The organism is Phycicoccus jejuensis (assembly GCF_000720925.1).
GTDB classification, from domain to species: domain Bacteria; phylum Actinomycetota; class Actinomycetes; order Actinomycetales; family Dermatophilaceae; genus Phycicoccus; species Phycicoccus jejuensis.
On record NZ_JOEE01000003.1, the window covers coordinates 299023 to 314947 of the forward strand.

The 15925-nt window shown below is 73.7% G+C and carries 12 protein-coding genes; 3 read left to right on the plus strand and 9 right to left on the minus strand.

Going from position 1 to position 15925, the window contains the following annotated elements:
- Window positions 1–125: 125 nt before the first annotated feature.
- The gene (gene secA, locus IG69_RS0107715) at window positions 126–2990 is read right to left on the minus strand and encodes a preprotein translocase subunit SecA (RefSeq protein WP_030527585.1); all 2865 of its coding nucleotides are present in this window, start codon (window positions 2988–2990) and stop codon (window positions 126–128) included.
- Between the two features lie 179 nt (window positions 2991–3169).
- Between secA and IG69_RS0107720 the strand changes: the two genes are divergently transcribed.
- Entirely contained in the window at window positions 3170–4318 is a 1149-nt protein-coding gene (locus tag IG69_RS0107720) for a GNAT family N-acetyltransferase (protein ID WP_030527586.1), read from the plus strand.
- Between the two features lie 62 nt (window positions 4319–4380).
- Here IG69_RS0107720 and IG69_RS0107725 read toward each other — a convergent pair whose 3' ends face one another.
- The 7 genes from IG69_RS0107725 to mtrA form a co-directional block, all read right to left on the minus strand.
- On the minus strand, window positions 4381–5586 hold the full coding sequence (locus IG69_RS0107725; protein WP_030527587.1) for a winged helix-turn-helix domain-containing protein: 1206 nt from the start codon (window positions 5584–5586) through the stop codon (window positions 4381–4383).
- Window positions 5579–6286, minus strand: a complete 708-nt coding sequence (locus tag IG69_RS0107730) for a response regulator (RefSeq protein WP_242525776.1) — start codon at window positions 6284–6286, stop codon at window positions 5579–5581. The genes IG69_RS0107725 and IG69_RS0107730 overlap by 8 nt, the downstream gene beginning before the upstream one ends.
- A gap of 77 nt (window positions 6287–6363) precedes the next feature.
- Entirely contained in the window at window positions 6364–6990 is a 627-nt protein-coding gene (hpf, locus tag IG69_RS0107735; protein ID WP_030527589.1) for a ribosome hibernation-promoting factor, HPF/YfiA family, read from the minus strand.
- Window positions 6991–7135: 145 nt separating this feature from the next.
- A complete protein-coding gene (locus tag IG69_RS0107740; protein WP_157577420.1) occupies window positions 7136–7909 on the minus strand; it encodes a ComF family protein in 774 nt (257 codons plus the stop codon).
- 131 nt (window positions 7910–8040) lie between these two features.
- Entirely contained in the window at window positions 8041–9798 is a 1758-nt protein-coding gene (locus IG69_RS0107745; RefSeq protein ID WP_030527591.1) for an LpqB family beta-propeller domain-containing protein, read from the minus strand.
- A complete protein-coding gene (gene mtrB / locus IG69_RS0107750; RefSeq protein ID WP_245616105.1) occupies window positions 9795–11507 on the minus strand; it encodes an MtrAB system histidine kinase MtrB in 1713 nt (570 codons plus the stop codon). The genes IG69_RS0107745 and mtrB overlap by 4 nt, the downstream gene beginning before the upstream one ends.
- A 2-nt stretch (window positions 11508–11509) precedes the next feature.
- Window positions 11510–12187 carry an MtrAB system response regulator MtrA gene (gene mtrA / locus IG69_RS0107755; RefSeq protein WP_030527593.1) on the minus strand — a complete coding sequence of 226 codons (678 nt, stop codon included), beginning with the start codon at window positions 12185–12187 and terminating at the stop codon, window positions 11510–11512.
- 112 nt (window positions 12188–12299) lie between these two features.
- On the opposite strand from mtrA, the gene IG69_RS0107760 reads away from it, so the two are divergent.
- Window positions 12300–13898 carry a sensor histidine kinase gene (locus tag IG69_RS0107760; RefSeq protein ID WP_030527594.1) on the plus strand — a complete coding sequence of 533 codons (1599 nt, stop codon included), beginning with the start codon at window positions 12300–12302 and terminating at the stop codon, window positions 13896–13898.
- 19 nt (window positions 13899–13917) lie between these two features.
- Window positions 13918–14574, plus strand: a complete 657-nt coding sequence (locus IG69_RS0107765) for a response regulator transcription factor (RefSeq protein ID WP_030527595.1) — start codon at window positions 13918–13920, stop codon at window positions 14572–14574.
- Between the two features lie 439 nt (window positions 14575–15013).
- Here IG69_RS0107765 and IG69_RS0107770 read toward each other — a convergent pair whose 3' ends face one another.
- On the minus strand, window positions 15014–15925 hold the full coding sequence (locus IG69_RS0107770; protein ID WP_030527596.1) for a type II secretion system F family protein: 912 nt from the start codon (window positions 15923–15925) through the stop codon (window positions 15014–15016).

A 15925-nucleotide genomic window follows, 5' to 3' on the forward strand; every position in this document is an offset into this window, starting at 1 on the left:
GGAGGCGCGAGGGGCGCGTGGGGCGGAGGGTGCCGGTCCACCTCAGGCCCGCCGTCACGCACCCGGACGAGGAGCGGGCCGGCTCCCTCGAAGGGAGCCGGCCCGGTCGTCGTGCGCGGGGTCGCTCAGCGGCGACCGTGGCACATCTTGAACTTCTTGCCCGAGCCGCAGGGGCACGGGTCGTTCTTGCGGGTCGTCGCGAGCTGCTCCTCGGTGAGGGTGGCGCCCGTCCCGGCGCGGTCGTCGCGCACCTCGACCTCGCCGGTCTCGGTCGGCGCCGAGTAGTGCAGGGCACCGGTGCGGGGACGGCCGACGCCGACCCCGGAGACCTCGACGTGCGGGGCGTCCTCGACCGACCGCTCGCGCTCCTCGGCCGCCTCGGCCGGAGCCTCGTCGGTCGCGGCGCCGCCGCCCCCGGCCATCGCGCCGAGCATCTGCGAGACGTGGACCGGCTGGACGGCCGGCGCCTGCTGCGCCTCGTCGACCTGGACGTCGACGTGGAAGAGCAGCCCGACGGACTCCTCCTTGACGGCCTCGTTCATCGCCTGCCAGAGCTGGAAGCCCTCACGCTGGTACTCGACGAGGGGGTCGCGCTGGGCCATGGCCCGCAGGCCGATGCCCTCCTGGAGGTAGTCCATCTCGTAGAGGTGCTCGCGCCACTTGCGGTCCAGCACCGAGAGCATGACTCGCCGCTCGACCTCACGCATGACCTCGGACCCGAGCGCCGCCTCGCGCTCGTCGTAGGCACGGTGCGCGTCCGAGAGCAGCTCCTCCTTGAGGATCTCCGTCGTCAGCCCGGAGCGACCGCCCGCGGCCTCCTCGAGCTGCTCGGGCGTGACCGAGATCGGGTACAGCGCACGCAGCGCGGTCCACAGACGCTCGAGGTTCCAGTCCTCGGCGAAGCCCTCGGCGGTCTCGGCGTCGATGTAGCCCTCGACGACGTCGTTGACGAAGAAGCGCAGCTGCTCGTGCAGGTCCTCGCCCTCGAGGACGCGGCGGCGCTCCTCGTAGATGACGGTGCGCTGGCGGTTGAGGACGTCGTCGTACTTGAGGACGTTCTTGCGGATCTCGAAGTTCTGCGCCTCGACCTGCGCCTGCGCCGACTGGATCGAGCGCGAGACGAGCTTGGACTCGATCGGCTGGTCGTCGTCGAGCTTGGCGGTCGTCATCACCCGGTCGACGAGCCCGGCGTTGAACAGCCGCATGAGGTGGTCCTCGAGCGAGAGGTAGAACCGCGACTCACCCGGGTCGCCCTGGCGGCCGGAGCGGCCGCGCAGCTGGTTGTCGATGCGGCGCGACTCGTGCCGCTCGGTGCCGAGGACGTAGAGGCCGCCGAGCTCGGTGACCTCCTCGTGCTCGGTCTCGACCTGCGCCTCGGCCTGCTCGAGCGCCGCGTCCCAGGCGGCCTCGTACTCCTCGGGCGTCTCGTGCGGGTCGAGCCCGCGGTCCTTGAGCGCAGCGACGGCGCGGAACTCGGGGTTGCCGCCGAGCATGATGTCGGTGCCTCGACCGGCCATGTTCGTCGCGACCGTCACGGCGCCCTTGCGGCCCGCGTCCGCGACGATCGAGGCCTCACGCTCGTGGTGCTTGGCGTTGAGGACCTCGTGGCGGATGCCCCGGCGGCGCAGCTGCTCGGAGAGGTACTCCGACTTCTCGACGGACACGGTGCCGACGAGGACCGGCTGGCCGGCCTCGTGCTTCTCGGCGATGTCGTCGACGACGGCCTTGTACTTGGCCTCCTCGGTCCGGTAGACGAGGTCGGCCTGGTCCTGGCGGACCATCGGGCGGTTGGTCGGGATCGGGACGACGCCGAGCTTGTAGATCGAGTTGAGCTCGGCGGCCTCGGTCATCGCCGTACCGGTCATGCCCGAGAGCTTGTCGTACATGCGGAAGTAGTTCTGGAGAGTGATCGTCGCGAGGGTCTGGTTCTCGTTCTTGATCTCCACCCCCTCCTTGGCCTCGATGGCCTGGTGCATGCCCTCGTTGTAGCGACGGCCGGCGAGCATGCGCCCGGTGTGCTCGTCGACGATGAGGACCTCGCCGTTCATCACGACGTAGTCCTTGTCGCGCTGGAAGAGCTCCTTGGCCTTGATCGCGTTGTTGAGGTAGCCGATGAGCGGGGTGTTGGCCGACTCGTAGAGGTTGTCGATGCCGAGGTGGTCCTCGACCTTGTCGATGCCGCGCTCGAGGACGCCGACGGTCTTCTTCTTCTCGTCGACCTCGTAGTCGCCGCGTCCGGACTCCAGCTCGCCGCGCTCGAGGCGCTGGGCGATGCGGGCGAACTCGGTGTACCACTTGGTCGGCGCGTCGGCCGGGCCGGAGATGATGAGCGGCGTGCGCGCCTCGTCGATGAGGATCGAGTCGACCTCGTCGACGATGCAGAAGTTGTGGCCCCGCTGGACGAGCTCCTCGGTCGACCACGCCATGTTGTCGCGCAGGTAGTCGAACCCGAACTCGTTGTTCGTGCCGTAGGTGATGTCCTTCGCGTACTCGACGCGCCGCTGCTCGGGCGTCATCGAGGAGAGGATGCAGCCGGTCTCGAGGCCGAGGAAGCGGTGGACGCGGCCCATCAGCTCGGACTGGTACTCGGCGAGGTAGTCGTTGACCGTGATGACGTGGACGCCCTTGCCGCTCAGGGCGTTGAGGTAGCTGGGCAGCGTCGCGACGAGGGTCTTGCCCTCACCGGTGCGCATCTCGGCGACGTTGCCCATGTGCAGCGCGGCGCCACCCATGATCTGCACGTCGAAGTGCCGCTTGCCGATGGTGCGCTTGCCCGCCTCGCGGACCGCGGCGAACGCCTCGGGCAGGATGTCGTCGAGCGTCTCGCCGTCGGCGAGGCGCTGGCGGAAGGTGTCGGTCTCGCCGCGCAGCTCGGCGTCGGTGAGCTTGGCGAAGTCCTCCTCGATCGCGTTGACCTGCGCGGCGATGCTGTCGAGCTTCTTGAGGATGCGTCCCTCACCGGCACGCAGCAGCTTCTCGACGATCTTCACGAGTGGGACTCCCTGGTAGACGGACGGCGGCGGTCGGACGAGGCGGTGCCCGAGCGCCGGACCCGCCTAGGGTAGTCGAGGCCCCCACGGCCGTCCCGCGGCGGCGCTCCCGAGGGTCCAACGGGCGGTCGGCGCGCCCCGGTTCCCGGTCGGCGGGTCGCGGTGGTTGGGTGGGGTCCATGACCGAGGCCGTCTTCCCCGACTGCGTGCCGGTGCTCACCGACGGGCACGTGCGCCTGCGCGCGCACCGACCCGAGGACGTGCCGCGGCTCGTCGAGCAGTGCCGCGACCCGCAGGCCGTCCGCTGGACGACCGTCCCCCGCCCCTACGCCGAGGCCGACGCCGACCGCTTCCTCGCACTCGTCGAGGCGGGCTGGAACGACGAGGGGGGCGACCGGCTCTGGGCCCTCGAGGACGCCACCGACCCCGGCCGCGGCTACCTCGGCACCGTCGACCTGCGTCCCCGGCTCGGCGGCGCCGTGGCCGAGCTCGGCTACCTCCTGCACCCCGACGCGCGCGGCCAGGGCTACATGGCCGCGGCCGTGCGGCTGGCCGTCGCCTGGTTCCTCGAGCGCGGCGGCCACCGCGTGCACTGGAGGGCCGAGCGCGGCAACTTCGCGTCGTGGCGCGTGGCGTGGGCGTGCGGGTTCACCCACCACGGCACCCTCCCCGGCTCGCTCGAGGCGGTGGGCGGCGGGGCGCCGCTCGACGCGTGGCAGGGCAGCATCGGCCCGGACGACGTCCTCGAGGCCCGCACCCCGTGGCCCGAGCCGCCCGTCCTGCGCACGGACGAGGCGGGCGGGCTCGTCCTGCGCCCGTGGCTCGACGAGGACGTCGACGCGCTCGAGCCCCGCGACCAGCCGGCCCACCACATGCCGGCGCGCGGCATCCTCGAGCCGGACACCTTCCCGGAGTGGCTGCTGACCCGTCGGGAGAAGATGGCGCTCGGGACGACCCTCAGCTGGTGCGTCGCCGACGCGGCGACCGGCCGGGCGCTCGGCGAGGCCCTCGTCTTCGTCCACGAGGGCACCCTCGACGACGACACCGCCGAGCTCGGCTACCAGGTCCTGCCGAGCGCCCGACGACGCGGCGTGGCGACGGCCGCGGCCCGGCTCGTCGCGCAGCACGCGCTCGCGCCGCGCGCCGACGGCGGGATGGGGCTGCGCCGCCTCGTCGCGCAGACGGCCGAGGACAACACCGGCAGCAACGCCGTGCTCGACGCGGCCGGCTTCGAGATCTGGGGCCGCGAGACCGAGGCCGACGTGCTGCCGGGCGGGCGGACGGTGGAGTCGCTGCACTGGGAGCGCCTGCGCCCCTGGACGCCCTGACGGCGCCTCGAGCGTCGCCGACGAGACCTCCGATCTCGAGCCGCCCTGCCGCGCAGGGCGGCTCAGCGAGGGTCGACCGCGACCCCGGCCAGGCCCAGCCAGCCGGCCAGGAGCAGGAGCTCCGCGTCGAGCTCGGTGCGGTCGAGCTCGTCACCGCGCCCGGGCTCCCAGGTGGTCCGCCGCACCCGGAGCAGGCCGGCGGCCCGGTCGCTCTTGAGGTCGACCCGCGCGACGAGCTCGTCCCCGAGGAGGAACGGCAGGACGTAGTAGCCGTGCACCCGCAGCTCCTCGGGCACGTAGATCTCGAGGCGGTAGTCGAACCCGAAGAGCGCCGCGACCCGGTCGCGCTGCCAGACCAGGGAGTCGAACGGCGAGAGCAGGGCCCGGGCGTGGACCCGTCGCGGCCGCCGCGCGTCGCGGTGCAGGTAGACCGGTCGCCTCCACCCCTCGACGACCCCGGGCAGCAGGACCCCGTCGGCGACGAGGGCGGCGATGGCCGGCCGCGCCTGCTCCGGGCGCAGCCGGAAGTAGTCACGCAGGCACTGCTCGCTGCCGACGCCGTGCGCCCGCGCGGCGATCTCGACGAGCCGCCGGAAGGCCTCCTCGTCGGTGGGTCGCGCGGCAGGGTCGAGCGCGGCCTCGCGCAGGGCCGGGGGCAGCACCCGCGTGGGGTGTGCGTAGCGCCGCTCGAACTGTGGCGTGCGCCCCGCGCTGCTCAGCCGCCCGGCCCAGAACAGGTGCTCGAGGGCGTTCTTGACGAGCGACCAGTTCCAGCCCCAGTGCTCCCGCTCGCGCGGCAGGTCGTGCGCCAGCGCCGCCTCCACCTCGCGGCTGGTCATCGGCCCGTGCGCGCTCACCTCGGCGAGCACGGTCTCGACGAGGCCCGGGTGGTCACGGGCGACCCGCTGCATCCCGCCCCACGACTCGTCGCGGGCCCGGCGCATCCGGAAGTCCAGGAGCGGCCAGGTCGAGGGCGGCACGAGGGACGCCTCGTGGGCCCAGTACTCGACCAGCCGCCGCGGCGCCCGGTCGCGGGCGCGGTCGAGCAGGCCGGTGTCGTACGGGCCGAGGCGCGAGAAGAAGGGCAGGTACTGGCTGCGGACGACGACGTTGACGCTGTCGATCTGCACGACGCCGACGGTGTCGACGACGCGCTGGAGGTCGCGCACCCCGGGCGCGAGGGGACGGGGCCGGGCGAGGCCCTGGGCCGCGAGCGCGATGCGGCGCGCTTCGGGGCGGGTGAGCCGGACCGGAGCCGGCTCAGGCATCCGGGGGGACGAGCCGCTGCTGGTGCGCGTAGACGGCCGCCTCGACCCGCGAGTGCAGGTGCAGCTTCTCGAGGATGCTGCGGACGTGGTTCTTCACCGTGTTCTCGGCGATGCCCAGCGCCTCGGCGACCTCGCGGTTGACCATCCCCCGGGCCACGTGGCGCAGCACCTCGACCTCGCGGTCGGTGAGGGTCGTCGGCTCGGGGCCCTCCGGCGGCGCGTCGGCCTGGCTGAGCCGGCTGAACTCCTGGAGCAGCGTCGCGGCCATCCCCGGCGGGATGATCGCCTGCCCGTCGTGGACCCGACGGATGGCGTCGGCGACCTCCTCGCCGGGCAGGTCCTTGAGGAGGTAGCCGCTGGCGCCGGCCTTGATCGCCTCGAAGAGGTCCTCCTCGTCGTCGCTCATCGTCAGCATGAGGATGCGGATGCGCGGGTCGGCGGCATGGAGGCGAGCGGTCGCCTCGATGCCGCCGACCACGGGCATCCGCACGTCCATGAGGACGACGTCGGGGTGCAGGCGGGCGCAGAGCTCGACGACCTCGCTGCCGTTGCTCGCCTGTCCGACCACGGTGGCCGCCCCGTCGAGCTCGACGACGATCGCCATGCCCTGCCGGTAGAGCGCGTGGTCGTCGGCGATGACGACGCGGACGGGGCCGGAGGGCAGGCCGGAGACCTCGTCGGTCCCGTGCGCCTCTGGCACCCCACTCACCTCGTCCGTCACATCGTCATCGTGTCAGGTCCGCGGGCCGCCGTGCGGCCCCCACGCGCGGGAAGCCGCTACGACGCGGCCTCCTGGACCTCGCCGTCCGCCTCGAGGTCGAGGTGGAGGACGCCGTAGGACCAGCCGCGGCGCCGGTAGACGACGCTCGCGCGGTCGGTCTCGACGTCGTGGAAGAGGTAGAAGTCGTGGCCGACCGCCTCCATCTGGGCGAGCGCGTCGGTCAGGGTCATCGGCGTCGAGCGGTGCACCTTCTCGCGCACCTCGATCGGCGAGTCGCCGAACGGGTCGTCGGGCTGCTCCTCGCCCTCGGCCGGCGGGGCGTCCGGGGTCTGGATGCGGGAGGTCGCCATCGCGACGGACTCGGGCGTGCGACGGCCGCGGTGCACCCGCTTGCGGTCGCTCTGCCGCCTGAGGCGTTCCATGAGCTTGTCGATCACCACGTCGAGGGCCGCGTACTTGTCGTCGGCGCACGCCTCCGCGCGCACGACCGGGCCCTTCGCGTAGCAGGTGACCTCCACCCGGTCGCAGGCCTTCGCCTGGGAGCGGTTGGCCTCATGACTGACCATGACCTCGACCCGCCGGGTGCGTGGGGCGAGCTGGGTGATCTTGGCCAGCTTCTCCTCGATGTGGTCCCGGAATCGGTCGGAGACGGTCAGGTGCCGTCCGGTGACGACGATGTCCACGTGGTCCTCCTCGTGCTCGATGGTGTGGGGGCCGAACACTCAGCGACAGGGGCACCACCTCCGGAACACGGGGTCCATGCACAGACGCTAGCCGTCCCCGAGGGGCCTCACAACCACGACGGGAGAACCCGTCCCGTCGTGCTCGTCACGCGGACACCCTCGCCCCGGACCTCGTCGACGGCGTCGCCCCGACGACGGCCGCCACGACGTGGACCGCGCCCGCCACCCGCAGCGCCCGGGCCGCCTCGGCGAGCGTGGCCCCGGTCGTCACGACGTCGTCGACGAGCAGGCAGACCGCCCGCTCGACGAGCCGCAGGTCAGCGGGCCGCACGGCCATCGACCCCGCGAGGTTCGCCGCCCGGGCCGCCCGGCCGAGGGCGGTCTGGTCGGCGACCGGTCGGGTGTGCCGCAGCACCGGTCGGCACGTGAGCGACGGGTCCCCGAGACGACGGGTGGCGGCGGCCCCGAGCGCCGCGACGGCGTCCTCGCCGCGTCGGCGCCCGGCACGGCGCGAGGTCGGGACCGGGACCACGAGCACCGGGCCGCGGCGCCACGCGTCCCGCAGGTCGGGGTCGGAGGCCAGGGCCCGGTGCATCGCCACCGCGAGGAGCCGCGCCAGCCCCGGTCGCAGGTCACCGCGCCCCGTGTCCTTGTGCGCCGTCACCACGGCCCGGACCGGGCCGGCGCAGACGGTGGCGGCCCACACCGGCGGGTCGACCCCCGGGACCGGGCCGTCGTCCACGGGCGGGACGCGCGCCGCCCGGCGGCAGGCGGGGCACCAGCGCTCCCCCTGGACCGAGCAGCCACCGCAGCGCACCGGCAGGACGAGGCCGACCGCGTCGCGGACACCGTCGCGCACCGCCCCCGGTAGGTCCGTCCACGCCGCCGCCGCGGCCGTCGCGTCATTGCGTCCGTGCACGCCAACACCCCCGCTCGCTCTGCGCCCACCGTGCCGCAGCGAGGGCGCACCCGTCCGGCCGTCGTGCCCGAGCCCGGTCGGTCCTGTGGACGACGACGGACGGCGTGCCCCGCTGTGGACGGCGCCGGAGGTCAGCCGGCCGGGGCTGCGAGGTCGGAGGCCTGCCCGCTGTCGACCCAGCGCAGGCCGGAGCGTGACAGCAGCCGGTTCTCGCGGGTGACGAGGTAGAGGTCGCGCTCGACGCCGACCGTCGCGACGGCGCGGGCCCCGGCGGCCTCGGGCAGCGGCGAGACCGACGCGTCGACGGACACGAGGACCGGACGGACCGCCGCCCCGCCCACGGACGCCACCGTGGCGACCTGCTGCGCGTCGACCCACGTCAGCCCGCTCGCCCGGGTGACCCAGATGCCGAGCCGCAGCGGGGCGGACAGCCGCTCGGGGCGCTGGCCCCCGCCCCGCACGACCCCGGCGAGGTCGAGCCGGACGTCGCGGCCGTCCGGCCGGGTGGACAGGACGACGACACGGTCGCCGTCCGCGGCGACCCGGGCCTCGACGACCCGCCGCCCCGCGAGCCACGACGCCTCGACGGGCTGGGCGCGGGCGGCCACGAGGTCCGCCGGGGACACCCGCGTGTCGACCGTGAACAGCCGAGCGTCCCCCGAGCCGACGGCGCCGGCCCAGAGGAAGCCGCGACGGTCGTACGCGGGGGCACCGACGTCGGCCCCGAAGGGCGGCACCTCGTAGCGGTTGGTGCCTCGCCAACGCGAGAGGCCGTCGCCCGACGGGTCGACCGCGGCGGTCTCGGCGCCGTCGGCCGAGAGGGCCAGTCGGGTGAAGTCGGCCGGGACGTCCGGGTAGGCGCTCGGGCCGGCGGCGGACCCCTTCTGACGGACGCTCCCGGTGGGGTCGAAGACGGCCACCGTCGAACCGCGGCGCACGACGGGCGCGGCGGTGGCGGTGTCGGACTCCGGCGGGAAGCCGATGCGCTCGAGGGAGGAGACCGGTCCCTCGACGCCGTCGAGGTCGACCGGGACCCCGTCGATCTGCAGGGTCACCGCGGTGACGGTCGGGTCCTGCGTCAGGGTCGTGAGGAACTGGGCCCAGATGTTCTCGCGGGTGGTCTCCCCCGGCGCGAGGCGGCTGGCGATGAGGTTGACCGACACCACGCCCGAGGCGTCGACCGACACGGCGTCACCGAGCAGCCGGGCCCCGGCCGGCACGGCGGTCGTCGCCGCCCCGAGAAGGTGGTCGGGGACGGGGGCGAGCTGGGCGTTGGCCAGCCGGGTGAGCAGGCGGTCCAGCGGGAACCACCGGACGTCGGGGACCGTGGCGCGGTGGCTCGCCGAGACGTAGTGCACGGCGAAGGGCTGGATCAGGCGGGGGACGTCGTCGGCGGCGATCCACCGCCCGAAGCCCTCGGGCATCCCGTCGATGCGCCACTGACCACCGACCGAGGTGAGCGAGAACCGGGCCGAGGCCGAGCTGCCCGGCCGGGCCGCCGTGTAGCGCCCGTCGGCGTCGACCGTCCCGGCCACGGGGGCGGTGACCTGGACGGTGGCCGGGTCGAGCAGGCGGGTCGTCGGGGACTCGTTCCCCGAGAGCAGGACGATCGTCTCGTCCGGCTGCCACCGCTCGGCCATCCGGGAGGTGAGGAACTTGCGCGCGTTGTCGTACTTGCCGTCGCTCGAGGCCCCCGCGCGCAGGAAGCCGCTGACGATGCCCTGCTGCGTCTCCCGGGCGTCCGGGCCGGGGTAGACGAGGCCGATCTGGGGGGCGATGGGCGCCGAGACGTCGAGCCCCGGCTGCACCGGGCCCCCGCCGCTCAGGCCGCTGCACCCGGTGAGGAGGAGCGCACCGAGCAGGGCCGCGAGGAGGCGCGACGGCCTCACGGCTGCTCGTCCCGGGGGCTGAGCGGCAGCGGGGAGGAGTGCAGGCTGGTGCCGGCCTGGGCGGGCAGCGTGAGGCGGAAGCGCGACCCCTCCCCCGGCTCGCCCCACGCCTGGAGCCAGCCGTTGTGCAGCCGTGCGTCCTCGAGCGAGATCGAGAGCCCGAGACCGGTGCCGCCCGTCGTGCGGGCGCGCGCGGGGTCGGCCCGCCAGAAGCGCGTGAAGACGTTGGCGGCGTCGCCCGGCCGCAGGCCCACGCCGTGGTCCTCGACGACGACGGCGACGGCGTGGTCGTCGACCCCGATGCGGACCTCGACCGGCCGGCCCTCGCCGTGCTCGACCGCGTTGACGACGAGGTTGCGCAGGATGCGCTCGACCCGGCGCTCGTCGACCTCGGCCTCGGCCGGGCCGTCGGGTGCGACGACGGTGACGACGCTGCCGCGGCGCTCGGCCAGCGGCCGGGCCGCCTCGACGACCTTGGCGACGGTGCCGCGCAGGTCGACCGGCTCCAGGTCGAGCACCGCGCCGCCGGCGTCGAACCGGCTGATCTCGAGCAGGTCGGCGAGCAGCGCCTCGAACCGGTCGAGCTCGCCGGCGAGCAGCTCGGCGGAGCGCGCGACCGGGGCCTCGAACTCGTCGCGCGAGCCGTGGAGGACGTCGACGGCCATCCGGATCGTCGTCAGCGGCGTGCGCAGCTCGTGCGAGACGTCGGAGACGAACCGCTGCTGGACGGCGGAGAGCCCCTCGAGCTGGCGGATCTGGCTCTGGAGGCTGTCGGCCATGTTGTTGAACGAGGTGGCGAGCAGCGCGAGGTCGTCCTCGCCGCGCGCGGGCATCCGCTCGTTGAGCCGGCCGGCGGACAGCCGCTGGGCGACCTGCCCGGCCCGCCGCACGGGGGTGACCACCTGGCGGGTGACGACCCAGGCGACGGCGCCGACGAGGAGGGTGAGGATGACGCCGGCGACGAGGAACGCGTTGCCGATGAGGTCCATCGTCGCGACCTCCTGCTCCATCGGGAAGATGAAGTAGAGGTCGTAGAGGCCGGCGTTCTGGATCGTCACCACGCTGCCGACGACGACGGCCGGCACGTCACGGCCACCGAGCCGCAGCGTGCTCACCTGGGTGTGCTGCCGGCCGGGGTCGGCGGCGACGGCGGCACGCAGCTGCTGGCTCACGGCGTCGATGCCGACCGCCCGGTTGCTGCGCGCCTCGACGAGCACGACGTCGCTGTCGTTGTTCGTGGACCGGTTCATCACGACGTAGCGGCTGGGGTCCGGCCCGGGGGCGCTGAGGATGCGCGTCATGATGTCGGTCGCCGAGCGGTTGAGCTCGTCGACGGACGCCGACGTCGAGGCGTTCCACTGCACCTGCGCTCGCGAGGTCAGCGACAGGGCCTCGTACTGCGAGTTGGTGATCCGGCTGCGCTCGAGCCCGGTCGCGATCTGCTCGTGGAGGACCGACCCCAGCACGCTGACGACGGCGAGGCCGAGCAGCATCGTCGTCGCGACGACCCGCAGGCGCAGTGACTGCCGCCAGCGTCGGCGCAGCCCGCGCAGGCGTCGTCCGGCGCCCGACCAGAGCCTCCGCAGCAGGACGAGCGCGGGTCGCTCGCGCGGGAGTGCGGGTGCCGCGGCCGGGCCGACGACGACCCCACGGAGCGGCTCGCGGGCCGACGCGTCCCGACCCACGCCGACGTCGGCGGCCCCGGGCACCGTCAGGCCCGGCCGGCCTTGTAGCCGACGCCGCGGACCGTCACGACGATCTCGGGGTGCTCGGGGTCGTGCTCGATCTTGCTGCGCAGCCGCTGCACGTGGACGTTGACGAGCCGGGTGTCACCGGCGTGGCGGTAGCCCCACACCTGCTCGAGGAGCACCTCGCGGGTGAAGACCTGCCACGGCTTGCGCGCGAGCGCGACGAGGAGGTCGAACTCGAGCGGGGTGAGCCCGAGCGGCCGGCCGTCGCGCACGACGGTGTGGCCGGCGACGTCGATGACGAGGTCGCCGATCGTCAGGCGCTCGGGGGCCGGCTCGTCGCCCCGGCGCAGCCGGGCCTTGATGCGGGCGATGAGCTCCTGCGGCTTGAACGGCTTGACGACGTAGTCGTCGGCCCCCGACTCCAGGCCGAGCACGACGTCGACCGTGTCGGTCTTGGCGGTGAGCATGACGATCGGGACGCCGGACTCGCCGCGGATCTGCCGGCAGACCTCGAGGCCGTCGGTGCCGGGGAGCATGACGTCGAGCAGGACGAGGTCGGGCCGGTACTGCCGGAACACCTCGAGGGCACCGCCGCCCTCGGCGACGTGCTCCACCTCGAGCCCCTCGGCGCGCAGGACGATGCCGAGCATCTCCGCGAGCGCCAGGTCGTCGTCGACGACGAGCACACGACCCTTCACCTGACGTCCCCGTCCTTCCCCGAGCGTTGACTCCGTCTCCATGATCACACAGGGCCCTGCGAGAACTCCGAATGACAGGAGGGATCGGCGTCGCGCCCGTACCCTGTGAACCGTGGTCCGCCTGTTCCGGCTGGCGCGCATCGACGCGTCCGCCACCATCCGCCTCGCGTTCGCGGTGCTCAGCATCTTCCTCGCCGTCTTGGCGGGGAAGATCGTCGAGCTCGCGCCGTGGCTCCTCGCGGTCCTCGCGCTCGACCTCGTCGTCACCGCGCTCGACCGCCTGCCCATCTCCCGGCAGGGCCTTCTCGACACCGTCGTCCTGACCCTCCTGTGCCTCTCGGCGGGTGCCGCGGGAGCGGGCTACGACGCTGCCGCGCAGTCGGGTTCGCTGCTCCTCCTCGTCCCGGCGTACCACGCGGGCACGCGCTTCGGACGGGTCGGCTACCTCGGCACCTGCGTCGTCGGCAGCGCGGTCTACCTGCTGACCTCGGTGGGCCACAACGACGACAAGGGCTTCCGCATCGGCCTCGTGGCCTGGGTCGCCGCGGCCCTCGTGCTCGGCGCGCTCGGCGCGTGGAACCAGCGCCTCGCCGTCGAGAACGACTCCGAGAGCGCGGACCCCGCGGCGCGCGAGGCCATCCAGCTCATCCAGCGCCTGCACGACCTCTCCGAGGAGATGGCGACCGGGCTCGACGCTCCGGCGGGCGCCACGCTCGCCCTCGACCTGCTCTCGGCCGAGGTCCCCTCCTCCCGCAGCGCCGTCCTCGTCGCCTCCGACTCCGAGCACCTCGTCCCGGTCGCGCTGCGCGGCTCGACCCGCGCGCCCTGGTACCTCGCGGACGCCCTCTCCGACCTCCTCGCCCAGAACCCGGCGAGCTGGCGCCCGACCCAGATCCCCTTCGCCGACGAGCTCGGCCAGCGCAGCGCGCTCGTCGTGCCGTTCGCCTACGGGGTCGGTCCCACCACCGTCGTCGTCGTCGAGCGCGGGGTCGACCACCCCTTCACGCACGAGGAGCGGCGCGCCGTCTCCGAGGTGACGCGCCGGCTCGCGCCGACCGTCCAGGCGGGTCTGCTCTTCGGCAACCTGCGGCAGTACGCGAGCCTCGAGGAGCGCAACCGGATCGCCCGCGACATCCACGACGGCATCGCGCAGGAGCTGGCGGCCCTCGGCTACGCGGTCGACGCCCTGCGGATGCAGGCCGGCCCGCCCGGCCAGGGGATGCGCGACCAGCTCGACGGCCTGCGCGAGCAGCTGAGCGACGCGATGGCCGACCTGCGCACCCACATCACCGACCTGCGCGTGGCCGAGCGGCCGGGCAGCGGCCTCGGCGCGGTGCTCGGCGCGGCGGTCCAGAGCTTCGGCAGCATGACCGGCGTCCGCACGACGGTCACGGTGAGCGAGGGGCGCCGGCGCCTCGACCCGCGCGTCGAGATGTTCGTCCACCGCCTCGTCATGGACGTCCTCGCCGACGCGCAGGCCTCCGGGGCCCGCAACGCGTGGGTCAGCCTGAGCACCTCGGTCGTCGGCCCGGCCGTCGTCGAGGTCTCCCACGACGGCGACCCGCGACGGGCGCGACGCTCCTACCGCAACACCACGCTCGACGAGCTGACCGGGACACTCGTCGTGCGCAACGAGCCGAACGGGCGCACCACCGTTAACCTGACCGTCGAGGAGCCGTCGCCTGCGGGGACGCTCCATCCTGCGAGCTGAACCAACCGAGGGAGAGACCGTGACGATCAGCGTGGTGCTCGTCGACGACCACGCGGTGGTCCGCGAGGCCGTGGCGGGGATGCTCAACGCCCAGGACGAGGTGAGCGTCGTCGGACAGGCGGGCTCGCTCGCCGAGGGGCGTGCGCTCTTCGACCGTCTGCTCCGCACCCCACCGCCCGGCCGCGTCGTCGCCGTCATCGACGTGACGATGCCCGACGGCAGCGGGCTCTCGCTCGTGCGCGCCGTCCGCGAGCGCTCCAAGGACATCGGGCTCGTCGTCCTCACGATGCTCAACGACGACTCGACGCTCCTCGAGGCGCTCGACGCCGGGGCCTCGGCGCTCGTGCGCAAGAGCGCCCCGGCCGACCAGGTCCTCTCGGCGGTGCGCCGGGCCGCGGACTTCCCGCTCGAGTTCTCGGCCAGCGGTCTCGCGGAGGCGATGCGCCGCCAGCACGAGACGCCGCAGACCACGCTCACCGGCCGCGAGACCGAGGTGCTCAAGCTGCTCGTCGAGGGCGCGTCCGTGGCGCAGGTCGGGCGTCAGCTCTTCATGAGCCCCTCGACCGTCAAGACGCACATCGGCAAGATCTACGAGAAGCTCGGCGCCCACAACCGGGCGAGCGCGGTCATCGCGGCCGTGCGTCTCGGGCTCGTCGCCGACGTCGACCGCGCCTGATGTCCGCGGCGGGAGGACGGTCCCGCCCCGCCGGCTGACGCGTCGTCACGGTGACGGCGCGGAACCTCCGCCAGGACGGGATGCATCCCCGTCAGCAGAGAACATCCGCGTCGTCACCGTGACGGCGCGGATGCTCCGTGATGTCCCAGCGCCCCGCACACGTCACCATCCACGAAAAGCCCGCACGTGCCGGGATCTCACGCCCCGCACACGTCACCATCCACGAAAAGCCCGCACGTACCGGGATCTCACGCCCCCCACACGTCACCATCCACGAAAAGCCCGCACGTGCCGGGATCTCGCGCCCCGCGCACGTCACCATCCACGAAAAGCCCGCACGTGCCGGGATCTCGCGCCCCGCACACGTCACCATCCACGAAAAGCCCGCACGTGCCGGGCTCGTCCCGGCCGAGGAGCTCCGTTCCCCCGGCGCCGGGGGTCAGAGGGCGCTGAAGGAGTCGATGATCGTGATGACGCCCGGCCCGATGATGACGATGAACAGCGCCGGGAAGATGCACAGCAGCAGCGGGAAGAGGATCTTCACCGTGACCTTCTGGGCCTGCTCCTCCGCGCGCTGACGGCGCACGACGCGCATCTCTCTCGTCTGCTCGCGCAGGACGGCGGCGATGGGCAGGCCGAGCCGGTCGGCCTGGACGAGCGTGCTGACGAAGTTCTTCATCTCGGGCGCCGTCGTGCGCTCGCCGAGCGACGAGAACGCCTCGCCGCGCGACTTGCCGATCTGCATCTCCGAGAGGACGCGGGCGAACTCGCCGGCGATCGGGCCGTGCACGGTCCGGGCCACCTGGAGGATGGCGGCGTCGAAGCCCTGGCCCGCCTCGACGCAGACGGTCAGCATGTCGAGCGAGTCGGCAAGTCCCTTGCGCAGGTCCTGCTGGCGCTTGAGCCCGGCGTTGTAGACGAGCAGGTCGGGCACGAAGAACGCGACCGCGCCTGCGGCGAGGGCCGCGAGCAGCGACGTGAGCGACAGGCCCATGAGCGCGAGCACGAGCACGACCCCGAGGATGAGCCCGAGCCCCTTGGCGCCCATGACCCGCTCGACGGTCCACATCGACGGGTTGCCGGCGCGCTCGAGGTTGCGGGCGATGCGCCCGCCGGTGCCGGCCGGCGAGAGCCGGTCGGCGATGCCGCGCAGCCGGTCGAGGGCCGGGGCGAGCAGCCGTTCCTGCATCCCGAGCTCGTTGGTCGCGACCTCGCGGACCGTCGGCTTGTGCTGGAGGAGCTCGAGCGAGCGGGCGACGCCCGTCGTCGAGCCGGCGCCCATCCCCACCGCGAGGACGAGCAGGACGATGGCCACGGCGACGAGGCCGGCGGCGGTGAGCAGGACGATCAC